Raw genomic sequence first — 12,947 nt, forward strand, 5'->3', positions numbered from 1 at the left:
CCTTGTTAGAAAGGATGGATCACTCGTTGAGTGAAGAGATGAATGCCGGATCGGCGATGCAAGCGATACCCGCTGCGACAAACATTGCACCAAGTGTCCGGACCAAAAATTAGCGCATCAATCAATGCGGCCTGGCATTCTTTTCCCGGAACGGCTCGACGTATTTTTCCGCATACTCTTTTGCCAGGGCCTCGGCGGCGTTGCGCTGTTCGGCCGTCAATTGCGACAGGGCGTAATCGCGGCTCTGCGCTGCCGTGCCGTCATCCTGTAGCGCGGCGGCACTCAGCCAGGCATAGGCCTGCACATCATCCTGCGGCACACCCTGACCCTTGCCGTACAACAGGCCCAGATTACGCTGCGCATCGATAATGCCCTGCCGGGCGGCCTCGCCCCACAAGGCCAGTGCCCTGGCGATATCCTGCACCACGCCCACACCCTGATAGTACAGCCCGGCCAGGGCCGACTGCGCCCGGCTGTCGCCCTGCTCGGCCAGCCGCTCCCACCAGTGCGCCGCCTGGGCAAAGTCCTGCACCACCCCCTGGCCGTAGGCATACATCTGGGCCAGGTTGATCTGCGCCGTAACATTGCCCTGCTCGGCCGCCTTTTGATACCAGTACACCGCCTGCCCATAATCGCGCGGCCGTCCCTGTCCTTCGTAATACATCCAGGCCAGGGCCTGCTGGGCGCGCGCATCCCCCTGCTCGGCCAGGGCGGAAAATTCACCATAGGCCAGCGCAAAGTTGCCATCATTGGCGGCGGTGACCGCCTCATCAAATCCGGCCACGGCCTGTGAGGCCAACGTTGCCACCCAAAAACCCAACCACACCGGCACTGACAGATATTTCATAGATAACCTTCATTCAAACGATGCCGCCGTGTGGCGGCATCCCATTTTACGCAAAGCGGACGAAACCACAAAACCACAACGCGGTGACGGAGACAGGGTGCGCGGGCTAACACGCGCCCCCTTTTTTGGGCATAATGACCGGCACTCTGGTTTCCATTATGGTTTCCATTATGGTTTTCACTATCACCCTCGACGCGACCTCTACTCCCCATGCGCACACTCGCTAACAAATCGCTGCCCGCCTGGTTATTCCTGCTCTGCCTGCTGGTGTTCGGCCGCGGGCTGACGGGCGATTATGTCATGGATGACTGGCCGGTCATCAAGGAAAACAGCCGGATCACCGACAGCCAGTATATCCCCGACTATTTCACCGCCGGGGTGTGGGCCAATACCGACCTGGCCGGCGAGAGCGGCCTCAACGACCACAGTCTGTATCGCCCCCTGTTCCTGCTCACCCTCAATATAGGCCACCGGTTATGGGGCGATAACGCCTTTGCCTATCACGCCCTCAACCTGGTGCTGCACGGCATCAACACCATCCTGGTGTACCTGCTGATCAGCGGGTTCTGGACATCGGCATCGCGCATGACCGCCGGCATGGCCAGCGCCATCTTTGCCGTGCACCCGGTACACGTCGAATCGGTGAGCTGGATCGCCGGCCTCACCGACCCCCTGGTTTCCCTGTTTCTACTCGGCGGCTTTCTGCTGCACCGCCGTTCACGACAGGGGGCCGCGCCGCTGGCCGCCATCGGCGCGCCACTGTGTTACGCGCTGGCGCTGCTCTCCAAGGAGACCGCCCTGCTGTTGCCGCTGCTGCTCATCAGTTATGACGCGCTGTTTCATCGCAGCGCGCTGAAAACACCCGCCGCCCTGTTACGCTACCTGCCCTACGTGCTGTTGTTGGCCCTGTACCTTGTATTGCGCAGCAACGCCCTGGATGGCGGCGAGTCGGGGCTGTGGTCACGCATGGATTTTCACAACTGGCCGCTACTGCTGGAGTTCTTCGCCCACTACATACAGTTACTCTTCCTGCCCTGGCCGCTGGAATATTATTACTCGTCGCCCCGGGTCGGCAGCCTGGCGCTGCTCACCGGCGGACTACTGATCGGCGGCGGCCTGTTCTATCTGCAGCGGGCAATGCGCCATGGCCACAGACTGTACCTGCTGGCCGTGGCATGGATCATCCTCTTCCTGTTACCCGCACTACCCATCGCCCTGTTCGCCGAACCGGTATTCGCCACCCGCGTACTGTATCTGCCCTCGGTGGGTGTCGCGCTGCTGATTGCCTGGCTGATCCACCATACCCAGGGGCTGGCAAACGCCAGCCCGGCCGAGCGCAGCGCGCCAAGGATCAGCGCGGCCTCCGTCAAGGCCATCACCCCCATCATGCTGCTGAGCTTCAGCATGCTCAGCCTGGTCGAGACGGATGACTGGCAGAATGATATCGCCTTTTACACCCAGGCGATGAAGACCAGCCCCGAATCGTTTAAGCCCGTTGCCGGCCTCGCCGCCGCCCAGTCGCGGGAGAATAATACCGATTACGCCATCGACCTTTATCTGCGGGCGATGCAGCTGGCGCCGGAGCTATCCGACCAGCTCGACTTCCAGGAGAATGCGGCCCTGCTCTATGGACAGAGCGGCAATGCCAACAAGAGTGAGGAACTCTATCGCGAGATTCTGCGCCGCGACCCCAGGCGCTCATCGGCCTGGGTGGGCCTGGGCAACAACGCCCTGGCGCGCAACAACACCCAGCAGGCGCTGGAATTTTATCAACGGGCCTATCAGACAGACCCCAACAATTTTGTCGCCAGCTACAACCTGATGCTGCTCTACCAGCGCCTCGGCAAGTTGCAGGAGGCCGCGCGTTTTCGCAGCATCAGCCAGCGCCTGCAGGCCACTCAGTAGCCGTCACCAGCAGCGCCTGGCGTTCACAGGCTTTCAGTGAACAAGGCCGTCAGTAACTGGATAAAGGCATCCACGGAATCGCAGGATACCGACTCTTCCATGGTGTGATAGCCATTGGTCGGTATCTGTATGGTAGTGCCATCCACCAGCCCCTTCGAGGCCGCGATGATGCGGCCCATCTCGGTACTGCCGAGCGAATGGGGCGCCTCGCCGATGCTGATCAGGCGGGCGTTATCCGCCTCGACGTATCGATCTTTGTAGACAAAGCTGATCGCGTGTTTGCGGCACAGATTTTCAATCAGCAGCGTCGCCTCTTTATTAAAGGCGGCATTGGCATCCTTCTCCCGCAACACCAGCAGCTGCCGATTTGCCGACTCGACGTTGGGAAAAGGACTGGTGTCCACCACGAACAGTCGATTCGTCGAACCGCCAAACCGGCGAAACCATTCCAGCAGATAGTGCCAGCTCTTGCCGGCCTCTTCCTGGGCGGTAAAAAAGGCGGTGCCCTCGAAGCCGAGACTGAACAGGTGCACAATCGCCGCAGCGGTCAGTACATTATCCAGCTGGCCTTCCAGCCGGGCATTATTGATTTTCAGCTTATCCTTAAACGCCACCGGGGTGCCCGCCACCACGTTACCCAGCCCCTCGATCTCGAAGATCAGGTTGTTTCTGAATTCACACACATAGGATTTCTTGATAATGCCCTTACCGCGGTAGGCACCCGACCAGGGCTCGTAGGCGAATACCGGCACCGACTGGAAGCGCCCGGTAATTTTTGACATCAATTCCTCGGAGACAGAATTGTTTAACAGATCAGAGCGGTTGGCGGCGATAAAGGCGGCATACTGGAATTCATCCGGACCGGTGCAGATCAGGCCATGGCGATCGATGTGCGCGGAGAACATGGTGCTGAACGGGTTCTTGCCCTGGGCGACCAGCAGTCCGTCATACCAGGTGACCTTCGCACCGCGCTCTTCCAGCTCACGCTGCAACACCCGAAAGAATGAATGCTCGGCGCCAACCACACTGGGCTGACGTATCATCGCCTTCAATAGATCTATATATTCGATACTTAACACCGGCATTTCCTTTCTCTTCACTGCTACAAACAGTGCTGCAAACTATGCTGCAAACTATGCTGCAAATACTGCAACCGCTTTTGGCCGCTGGCAGCAGCCTGTCGCCCCATCATTTTCCGCTTCTCACCAGCCCACCCAGGCCTGCCTGAATCAGGGCATTATTAAATAACTGGTGGATATCCGAAAACCTTTCCATCGCCAGCGCCTCGCCCACCAGGGCACTGGCCTGCTGTCGGCTAAACGCGCGGATCGTGCACTTCACCCGCAACAGGCTGCCCGCACTCATACTCAGATTGTTCACCCCCATGCCGACCAGCGCCAGGGCCGAGGCCGGATCACCGGCCATCTCCCCGCAGACGCTGAGCGGTTTATCCAGCCGTCGAGAAACATCTACTATCTGTTGGATGGAACTCAACACCGCCGGGTGCAGACAGGTATAGAGTTTCGCCACCCGTTTGTTATTTCTATCTACCGCCAGCAGATACTGGGTCAGATCATTACTGCCTACCGAAAAGAAATCCACGCGCCTGGCGATTGCCGCCATCAGCGAGATCACCGAGGGCACCTCGATCATCACGCCAATACTCGGATAGGGAATATCGACTCCCTCTTTTTTCAGTTCGCCGTGCGCCTTTCCGATCAGCTCAAGCGACTCGTCCACCTCACCGATATCGCTGATCATCGGCAACATCAGGCGCAGGTTGTTGCCGTAAACATTGGCCCTGAGTATGGCCCTGAGCTGGGTCAGAAAGATTTCCGGATGATCCAGCATGATGCGTATCCCGCGCCATCCCAGGAACGGGTTATCCTCAACCACCGGGAAATAGGGCAGGGCCTTGTCGCCGCCGATATCCAGGGTGCGGAAGGTGACCGGGCGTGGCGCAAAACTGCGCAATACCTGCTGATAGATTTTTGTCTGTTCATCCTCACCCGGAAAACCGTCGCGCATGAGAAACGGGATTTCCGTGCGGTACAGGCCGACGCCCTCCGCACCACTCTGCAGTGAGGGCGAGATATCCGCCAGCAGGCCGGTGTTCACCTGCAGGGAGATCGGTGCGCCATCCCGCGTTGCAGAGGGCTTGTCGATCAGCTCGTGCAGCTCTTCATCCAGCAATTGCTCCGCTGCGATCAGTCGCTGGAACTCGTCCAGGATACCGGCGGATGGCTTGACATAAATCTGGCCGCTAGAGCCGTCAACAATGATCTGCTGGCCCTTGATGCGACTGACCGGTAAATCATCCACTCCCATGACCGCGGGAATGCCCAGGGCCGCGGCCAGGATGGCGACATGCGATGACGACGAGCCCTTTGTCGAAATGATGCCGACAAGATACTGCAAAGGCACCTCATTGAATTGTGAAACACTCACTTCCTCACCGACCAGCACCACCGGCCCGGTTACGGGCGGGGCCTCGGTCTGTTGCGCCTGCAAATGGGTCAGGATACGCCGCCCCATATCCTTGATATCCGCGGCCCGCTCACGCAGGTAGACATCCTCCATGGCATCAAACTGTTTGGCGTGCTCCGCAATCGTCTGTCGCAAGGCCCCCTGCGCCCACTGTCCGGCCCTGATGCGGCTGATCACCGCGTCTTTTAACGAATCACTTTTCAGCATCAGCCCAAACACATCAAACAGGGCCAGCTCTTCGCTGGGGATCACTCCCTGCATGCGCTGACCCAGCGCCCTGTACTCTTGCGCCACCGTGTCCAGCGCCCCGGAAAAGGCCTCTATTTGAAGTTTGACCTCGTCCTGCCCGATGCTGCTGTCCGGCACGGCGTCCAGATCCGCCGCCGGGAAGATGACCAGCGCCTCGCCAATGGCGATGCCCGGCGCGCCACTCAGGCCTTTTATGGTGAATGATTTTTTATCCGCGCCTTCGAGCAGCTGGGTGAGCTCACCCACTTTTTCCGCGTGCGAAATGGCGCCTGCCAGCTGGGCGGCCAGGGTCACCAGGAAGGTCTCGTCATTTTCGGAGAAACGCCGCCGCCGGGTCTGGCGAACCACCAGCACACCCAGGGCATGCCGATGCTGAATGATCGGCACGCCCAAAAACCCATGGAATGAAATCTCGTCGGTTTCCGTGACAAACAGATAATTGGGGTGGCTGTGCGCGTCCTCGATATTGACGGTCTCGAGCTGCTGGATGACCAGCCCCACCAGTCCCTGATTCAGGGTAAAGCGTATCTTGCCGATCGCATTCTGATTCAGGCCATCCGTCGCCATCAGCACCAGCTGGTCGGTCTTGTTATCGCGGAAATAGACGGAGACCGCATCTACCTGCATCAGCTTTCTGGTGCGCGCAACAATGATGTCCAGGGCCTGTTCCAGCCCGGCTGCATCATTTACGTCCTGCACAATACTTCTCAGCGCGTCAAACATCGTATTTTTCATCACTCAAACCACACGCTCAGGCAGGCCAACACTTGATCCACTCCATTAACAGCTTGCACAGGTTGCAGCCGGAAATTCAGGCTAGATAATCGGGCTCTCCGGGTTTGGCGAGAGGATGAACTCCGGCGAATGCTCCTCCTGGAATTCATCCACCCTGGCCTCAACCTCATGCACGTCTTCAAAGCGTGCAATGTGATACAGCGCGTCACCTTCATTCACCAGGGGCAGGTTGGTGCGGCCAATGATGATGCCGCCAAAGGGGGTGGTGATCTTTTCTTCCATTTCACCAAACGGGTCGCTGACCACGCCCAACAGGGAGTCCCTTTTCACCCTGCCGCCGAGCGGCACCATGGTCCGCAGGATGCCGCTCTCCGAGGCGCGCACCCAGGAGCTGGAGCGTGCGACCACAGACTCACTGCGGCTTTTCGGCCTGCTGCGCGAGGCCGGCAACATCGCCAGGGCGCGCATCACATTGAGTACCCCCTGCACGCCGGCACGGATCGACACCTCGTCAAACCGCAGCGCCTCGCCCGCCTCGTATAACAGCATGGGGATGCCCTGCTCTGCGGCGGCCTCTCTGAGTGAACCGTCGCGCAGGGTGGAGGAGATAATCACCGGCACCTCGAACGCCCTGGCCAGCATCTCTGTCTCCGCGTCATCCATATTGGCCCGGATCTGCGGCAGATTACTGCGGTGAATCGCCCCCGTGTGGATGTCGATACCGTGCGTGCTCTGCGCCACGATCTCCTGCATGAAGAGGTTGGCCAGTCGCGCCGCCAGCGAGCCCTTTTCCGTACCCGGAAACGAGCGATTCAGGTCGCGCCGGTCCGGTAGATAACGCGAGTGGTTGAGCAGCCCGTGGATGTTCACGATGGGCACCGCAATCAGGGCGCCGCTCATGCGCTTGAGGGTCGGCAGCCGCAACAGGCGACGGATGATTTCCACCCCATTGATCTCGTCACCATGAATGGCCGCGCTGACGAACAGGCGCGGGCCCGGGCGTTTGCCGTGGATCACATGCACCGGCATTGTCATGGGGGTATGGGTGTACAGGCGCCCCACCGGCAGGTCGATCGTGGCCCGGGTACCCGCGGCGACATTGATACCGTTAATACTGAGGGGCCGGGCAGGCATGGGGATTAACCTTTGCCCTTGGTACGCGTTCGATTCGGCTTTGCATTTTTTTCAATAAACTCGACAATCAGGCCCGCGATGTCCTTACCGGTGGCCGCCTCTATGCCCTCCAGCCCCGGCGACGAATTCACCTCCATCACCAACGGGCCACGCTCCGATCGCAGCAGGTCCACACCGGCAACATTGAGCCCCATGATCTTGGCGGCCTTGACCGCCGTGGCGCGCTCGGTCGGCGTAATCTTGATCAGGGAGGCCGTGCCGCCGCGATGCAGGTTGGAGCGGAACTCGCCGGGCAGGGCCTGACGCTTCATCGCGGCGACGACCTTGTCGCCAATCACCAGACAACGGATATCCGCGCCACCCGCCTCTTTGATGTATTCCTGCACCAGGATATTGGCCTTCAGTCCCATAAAGGCCTCGATGACACTTTCTGCCGCCTTTCTCGTCTCTGCCAGCACCACGCCGATCCCCTGGGTGCCTTCCAGCAATTTGATCACCAGCGGTGAGCCGCCGACCATATTGATCAGATCCTTGATGTCGTCGGGATCATGGGCAAATCCGGTGCTGGGCAGACCGATACCTCGACGGGCCAGCAGCTGCAGGGAACGCAGTTTGTCACGCGAACGGGCAATGGCCACCGACTCATTCAGCGGAAAGGCGCCCATCATCTCAAATTGCCTCAGCACGGCGTTGCCGTAAAACGTTACCGAGGCCCCGATGCGCGGAATGACCGCATCAAACGCATTCAGGGTTTTACCCTTGAAATGCACCTCGGGTTTGCTGGGCACGACCTCCATATAGACGCGCAGCACGTCGAGCACGATCGGCTCATGCCCCCTTTGCTCGCAGGCCTCGAACAGGCGGCGGGTAGAATAGAGTTTTTTGTTGCGGGATAGAATGGCGATTTTCATTGATACATCTTCTGTCGGTTTGTTGTAGTGCGCATTGTAGGCCGCCGCTATCAGCGACGAAAGACGAAAGCGTATATTTCTCGAGTCACTGTGAGCAACGCCAACACGTGAGCGGCCGAGACCGGCGGCGCCGGGCTTTATCGATCCGTCAGTTCATATATAAAGTCGGAGTGATTACTGAGCAAAAGGCTTATGAGAAACGTATGAGGGGCCTAAAAACTCATAAGAGAAATAGCGTTGCCAGTCCGAGAAAACTCAGAAAGCCCACCACATCGGTGACCGTGGTCAACACCACGGCACCGGACAGCGCCGGGTCGATGCCCATGCGCGACAGCAGCACCGGAATCATCACCCCGGAGAGCGCGGCGGCCACCAGGTTAAGCAGCATGGCGGCGGCAATAATAATGGCGATGCCGGTGTCCTGAAACCAGGCCAGGGTGACGCCGGCCACCACCACCGCCCAGATCATGCCGTTGAGGATCCCGACGTTGAGTTCCTTGTTGCCCAGCCAGCGCAGGTTGGCATTACTCACCTGTCCGAGGGCCAGGCCCCGAATCGTCAGCGTCAGGGTCTGGCTGCCGGCGATGCCGCCCATGCTCGCCACGATCGGCATCAATACGGCCAGCACGACGATCTCCTCCAGCACCGCCTCAAACCGCCCGATCACCCAGGCGGCCATAAACACCGTGAGCAGATTGATGCCCAACCAGACGGCCCGGCGTTTGGCGCTGGGAATAACGGCGGCAAAAAGATCCTCATCCTCCACCAGACCCGCGCTGGCCAGAAAGGCCTTGTCGGCTTTGGCGACGATGATATCCACCACGTTACCGACGGTGATGCGCCCCAGTAATTTATCGTATTCATCCACCACCGCCATGGAGATCAGGTCCCGGCGTTCGAACAGAACCGCGACATCATGCTTGCTGGCACCGGCCCGCACCCAGTCGGCAGACGGCAACATGACATCCGCCACCAGGGCATCGGGGGATTCGCTCACCGTATCGGTCAGCGTCAATTTGCCCAGGTAGGTGCCGTAGTCATCGGTCACCATCAGTGCATCGGTATGCTGCGGCAGCGGCTTCAGGCGGCGGAGGTAACGCAGCACCACGGCAAGCGTCACGTCGGTGCGCACGCTGATGACATCGGCGCTCATCAGCCGCCCTGCGGTGCCGTCTGCAAACGACAGCGCGGCCTCCAGGCGCTGACGCCGGTCCTTGTCCAGCGACTCCAGAACCGCCTCACTGACCCGCTCCGGCAGCTCCTCCATGACCTCGGCAAGGTCTTCCACATTCATGCTTTCGGTGGCCGCGACCACCTCGGCATGTCGCATCTCCCCGATGATGCTGCCGCGCACCTCATCGCCGAGATAGGTAAGGATCTCGCCACGGATTTCCAGCGGCAGCAGTGCCCAGAGCCGCTGGCGCAGCTCCGGCGGCAGTGACTCCAGGAGACTCGATATTTCGGCCCCATGCAGGCGCACGAGATAGGCGCCGACCGCCGCATCGTCTCCGGCCTTTAATTGACCGATGACATAATCCAGCGGAGAGGTATCCGTCAGTTCGTCGGGGCTGGGGCTAACCGGTGTCATCTGAGCGTGTATTTCCTGGTGACGAAAAAGTGTATGAACGATCCAAGCCGCGTTCGCAGTATGCGCCGCTTCCCACGCCACCAACAATGTCGGCTGGGCGCGGTTTTTTTATAGTTATATTCTACGGAATATAGGCGCTCTGACAGGCATCAATATTTGGAAGATGCATTGCATGTCGCGTGCGCGGACGAAACCTGGCACCGGCTTCAAACCGAGGTTTGCCGAGACGCTCCCGCTGATCGCGTAAAGAGTACTAAACGATCAACGCCAGGGACTGCTCGATCAGTTCGGCCTGCTCCGCGTTCCTGGCGTACAGCGCATAGGCCGAGCGCTCAATGACCGGTGCGTCATCCACTCGAAACAGCGTGCCGGCGGCGAGTGCATTGCTGACCATCGGCTCGGCCAGATAGGCGGAACCGCCACAGGCCAACAGATACTCCAGCGCAATCCGACCCAAGGGCAGGCGGATGCGCGGTGGGGCAATATCGGGAAAGTGCCGGGCATGATAGATAGAAAAGGTGTGCCCCCAGTCCACCAGGACATACTCCCGGCGAAAGGCCTCTTCACAGGTAATACCCGCATGTGAACTGACCATGATCAACGGGATGGTCGCGATCTGCCGGGTTTCGATCTTCGCCATCTGCGGCGCCTCGAAGACAAAACCCAGATCCAGCGTGCCCTCCATGAGCCGGCTCAGGATGGCTTCGGCATCATGCACTTCGGCATGAATTACCACGCCAGGCCGTTGTTGGTGCATCGCCTGCAACCACTGCTGCAGGGTGATATCCCACAGGCTTGGCATACCGGCAACCGCCAGCAGATTCTCCATATCATCCTGAATGGCGACATTGTGTTTGGCGCGATTCCAGGCGGCCAGGATGCTCTCGGAATAACTCAACAGCCGGTGGCCGGCAGGGGTGAGCTGGATGTCATTGCGATTACGCACAAACAGCGGCGTACCGATCTGGTCCTCCAGTCCCTTGATGCGGGCGCTGACCGCCGACTGACTGAGAAAAAGGTTCTGGGCGGCACGCCCAAAGTGATGCGTCCGACTCACTTCCAGAAAGGTCTTTAGCTGATCGGTATCCACTGGATTTTGGGTTCCTGAAGGTCCGCGGGGAAAGTTAAAAGCGCCCGTGCAGTATAGATATATTGATCGAACAATTCGATTGTGACGATGAAAATATTTCTCTTTACCGGTACGGATATTATCCGGTAAAAAGCACGCCACGGCTCCCCCTAATCAGGCGTGGACCTGGCCGTTTACACCATTGTTTCTCAAAAGGAAAATCGAGCATGACCCTATACAGGAATACGTTTTTGACCGCCCTCATGTTGCTGATTATTTTTGCGTCTGCGGGCACGGCATTCGCAGAGGGCGAGGCCGAGATGACGAGCCAGCAGTTCTGTGAGCTGGAAGCCAAACAGGCCGGAATGGAAAATCCAAAAGACGTTCAGGAATATGTCGCACAGTGTCTGGCGGAAATCGAGCTGCAAAAGAATGCAGACGAGGCGCCTGAATCCGCTCGCTAGGCAACACGTTGTATAGATAGAGATGTATAGATAGAGATGTATAGATAGAGATGTATAGATAGAAATCGGTAAATTGTAACCACGTCTGAAAAGCGTGGCGTTAGGAGATGAAAATGTCAAAACCCAGTGCTACTAAAGATCACTTGCCCAAGAATAGTCTTAATGATTCTGACGACTGGGATGATCTGGGTAGTGATGACCACTATGACTCGGATACCTCGAACAAGTCGGACCGATCAAAGCGCAAAACCGGCAGTAAGGCCAAGCGGGTTTACGAAAGACTGCAGGAAGATTTACGCCTGAAGAAACTGATAGGCGGCGACTTCGACTATTAGCTGTCATCCGGCAATGGCACTCTTGGAACGTTGTTGAGAGTGCCATTGATAGGCCATCCGGCTATCGACAGTTACTGCTGCCGTCCAGCAGCCACCACATCACTTATCTGCGGTCGACGGCCGATAGTCCTTCAGCAAATACAGGGGGCGTCCCTTGGTCTCATCAAACATGCGCCCCAGGTATTCTCCGATCACCCCCAGCGCCATCAGCTGAATACCGCCAAGGAATAACACAACCACCAACAGGGAAGGATAGCCGGGCACCGGATTGCCGTAAAAAACCGTCTTCACCACCATAAACATGCCGAACAAAAAGGCGCCCAGTGCGGTCAAGGTGCCCAGATAGGTGGCCACTTTCAGCGGGATGGTGCTAAACGAGGTGATACCCTCGATCGCAAAATTCCACAAACCGACATAACTCCATTTAGTAGCACCTCCCCCATAACGTGCATCCCGCTGATAGGGCACCGCCTTCTGCGGATAACCGATCCAGGCAAACAGGCCTTTCATAAAACGGTGCTGCTCACGCAAGCCGGACAGGGCAGCCACAGCCCTGCGGCTTAACAGCCGGAAGTCTCCCGTATCCCGCGGGATATGCACCCGGCTCAGCTTCTGCATCAGCCGATAAAACAGATGCGCGGTGGTTTTTTTGAAGGCCGACTCTCCGCGTCGGGAAGTGCGCTGGGCATACACCACATCATAACCGGCCTGCCAGTGCTCGATCAGCTGCGGGATCAGCTCTGGCGGATCCTGCAGGTCGGCATCGATCACCACCACCGCATCACCCTGCGCATGATCTAGGCCCGCGGTCATGGCGATTTCCTTGCCGAAATTCCGACTGAGATCGACAAGGGCAATGCGGGCATCGGTCGCCATCAGCCGCTGCAATTCGATCAGGCTTCCATCGACACTGCCATCATTGACGTAGATGATTTCACTTTTCATCTCCAGCCCATCCAGCACCCCTGCCAGTCGCTGATGAAACTCCGCCAGCACCGCCTCCTCATTAAAAACCGGCACCACCACCGCCAGCCTCTGTTCACCCCGTTCCTGCACTGCCTGTTGATGCTCACTCATCTGTTTCTGTCCGCTTATGACTTGCTATTGAGTCACATGAAAAGGATACCCTTCAATCAAGACACGCTGGGAATACATCCCTGTACGCTCTACAGCAGCATCCCTCGGTAACTGCTCCTGCGTTACTCTACCTCCTGCATCCATGC

The 12,947-nt window shown here is 58.5% G+C and carries 11 protein-coding genes; 3 read left to right on the plus strand and 8 right to left on the minus strand.

Annotated features, from left to right (window positions below; translation table 11 throughout):
- Nucleotides 1-121: 121 nt before the first annotated feature.
- Nucleotides 122-847 (minus strand): tetratricopeptide repeat protein, encoded by a 726-nt coding sequence (locus tag RRB22_13975; GenBank protein MDT8385511.1) that lies wholly within the window; start codon nt 845-847, stop codon nt 122-124.
- A gap of 210 nt (nt 848-1,057) precedes the next feature.
- Here RRB22_13975 and RRB22_13980 point away from each other — a divergent pair, with 210 nt between their 5' ends.
- The gene (locus tag RRB22_13980; protein MDT8385512.1) at nt 1,058-2,752 is read left to right on the plus strand and encodes a tetratricopeptide repeat protein; all 1,695 of its coding nucleotides are present in this window, start codon (nt 1,058-1,060) and stop codon (nt 2,750-2,752) included.
- 23 nt (nt 2,753-2,775) lie between these two features.
- Here RRB22_13980 and RRB22_13985 read toward each other — a convergent pair whose 3' ends face one another.
- The 6 genes from RRB22_13985 to RRB22_14010 form a co-directional block, all read right to left on the minus strand.
- Nucleotides 2,776-3,837 (minus strand): peptidase M42, encoded by a 1,062-nt coding sequence (locus tag RRB22_13985; protein MDT8385513.1) that lies wholly within the window; start codon nt 3,835-3,837, stop codon nt 2,776-2,778.
- A 103-nt stretch (nt 3,838-3,940) separates the two neighbouring features.
- Entirely contained in the window at nt 3,941-6,223 is a 2,283-nt protein-coding gene (gene ptsP, locus RRB22_13990; GenBank protein ID MDT8385514.1) for a phosphoenolpyruvate--protein phosphotransferase, read from the minus strand.
- A gap of 81 nt (nt 6,224-6,304) precedes the next feature.
- Nucleotides 6,305-7,357 carry a succinylglutamate desuccinylase/aspartoacylase family protein gene (locus RRB22_13995; protein MDT8385515.1) on the minus strand — a complete coding sequence of 351 codons (1,053 nt, stop codon included), beginning with the start codon at nt 7,355-7,357 and terminating at the stop codon, nt 6,305-6,307.
- Between the two features lie 5 nt (nt 7,358-7,362).
- Nucleotides 7,363-8,268, minus strand: coding sequence for a 30S ribosomal protein S6--L-glutamate ligase (rimK, locus tag RRB22_14000; protein MDT8385516.1), 906 nt, complete (start codon nt 8,266-8,268; stop codon nt 7,363-7,365).
- A 220-nt stretch (nt 8,269-8,488) separates the two neighbouring features.
- Entirely contained in the window at nt 8,489-9,856 is a 1,368-nt protein-coding gene (gene mgtE, locus RRB22_14005; GenBank protein ID MDT8385517.1) for a magnesium transporter, read from the minus strand.
- Between the two features lie 253 nt (nt 9,857-10,109).
- Entirely contained in the window at nt 10,110-10,946 is an 837-nt protein-coding gene (locus tag RRB22_14010; protein ID MDT8385518.1) for a LysR family transcriptional regulator, read from the minus strand.
- Nucleotides 10,947-11,152: 206 nt separating this feature from the next.
- Between RRB22_14010 and RRB22_14015 the strand changes: the two genes are divergently transcribed.
- Together RRB22_14015 and RRB22_14020 are read left to right on the plus strand one after the other, a co-directional pair.
- Nucleotides 11,153-11,389, plus strand: coding sequence for a hypothetical protein (locus tag RRB22_14015; GenBank protein ID MDT8385519.1), 237 nt, complete (start codon nt 11,153-11,155; stop codon nt 11,387-11,389).
- 113 nt (nt 11,390-11,502) lie between these two features.
- Entirely contained in the window at nt 11,503-11,724 is a 222-nt protein-coding gene (locus RRB22_14020) for a hypothetical protein (GenBank protein MDT8385520.1), read from the plus strand.
- A gap of 99 nt (nt 11,725-11,823) precedes the next feature.
- Here the strand turns inward: RRB22_14020 and RRB22_14025 are convergent, their stop codons facing one another.
- Nucleotides 11,824-12,801 carry a glycosyltransferase family 2 protein gene (locus RRB22_14025; GenBank protein MDT8385521.1) on the minus strand — a complete coding sequence of 326 codons (978 nt, stop codon included), beginning with the start codon at nt 12,799-12,801 and terminating at the stop codon, nt 11,824-11,826.
- Nucleotides 12,802-12,947 lie beyond the last annotated feature (146 nt).

It is taken from the genome of Gammaproteobacteria bacterium, assembly GCA_032250735.1.
In the GTDB taxonomy this organism is placed as follows: Bacteria; Pseudomonadota; Gammaproteobacteria; order SZUA-152; family SZUA-152; genus SZUA-152.

Excerpts from the sequence above, each read along its gene's own strand:
- rimK (MDT8385516.1), bottom strand. The coding sequence starts at position 8,268 with ATGAAAATCGCCATTCTATCCCGCAACAAAAAACTCTATTCTACCCGC.
- RRB22_13980 (MDT8385512.1), top strand. The coding sequence starts at position 1,058 with ATGCGCACACTCGCTAACAAATCGCTGCCCGCCTGGTTATTCCTGCTC.
- RRB22_14020 (MDT8385520.1), top strand. The coding sequence starts at position 11,503 with ATGTCAAAACCCAGTGCTACTAAAGATCACTTGCCCAAGAATAGTCTT.
- ptsP (MDT8385514.1), bottom strand. The coding sequence starts at position 6,223 with ATGAAAAATACGATGTTTGACGCGCTGAGAAGTATTGTGCAGGACGTA.
- RRB22_13995 (MDT8385515.1), bottom strand. The coding sequence starts at position 7,357 with ATGCCTGCCCGGCCCCTCAGTATTAACGGTATCAATGTCGCCGCGGGT.
- mgtE (MDT8385517.1), bottom strand. The coding sequence starts at position 9,856 with ATGACACCGGTTAGCCCCAGCCCCGACGAACTGACGGATACCTCTCCG.
- RRB22_14015 (MDT8385519.1), top strand. The coding sequence starts at position 11,153 with ATGACCCTATACAGGAATACGTTTTTGACCGCCCTCATGTTGCTGATT.
- RRB22_13975 (MDT8385511.1), bottom strand. The coding sequence starts at position 847 with ATGAAATATCTGTCAGTGCCGGTGTGGTTGGGTTTTTGGGTGGCAACG.
- RRB22_14025 (MDT8385521.1), bottom strand. The coding sequence starts at position 12,801 with ATGAGTGAGCATCAACAGGCAGTGCAGGAACGGGGTGAACAGAGGCTG.
- RRB22_13985 (MDT8385513.1), bottom strand. The coding sequence starts at position 3,837 with ATGCCGGTGTTAAGTATCGAATATATAGATCTATTGAAGGCGATGATA.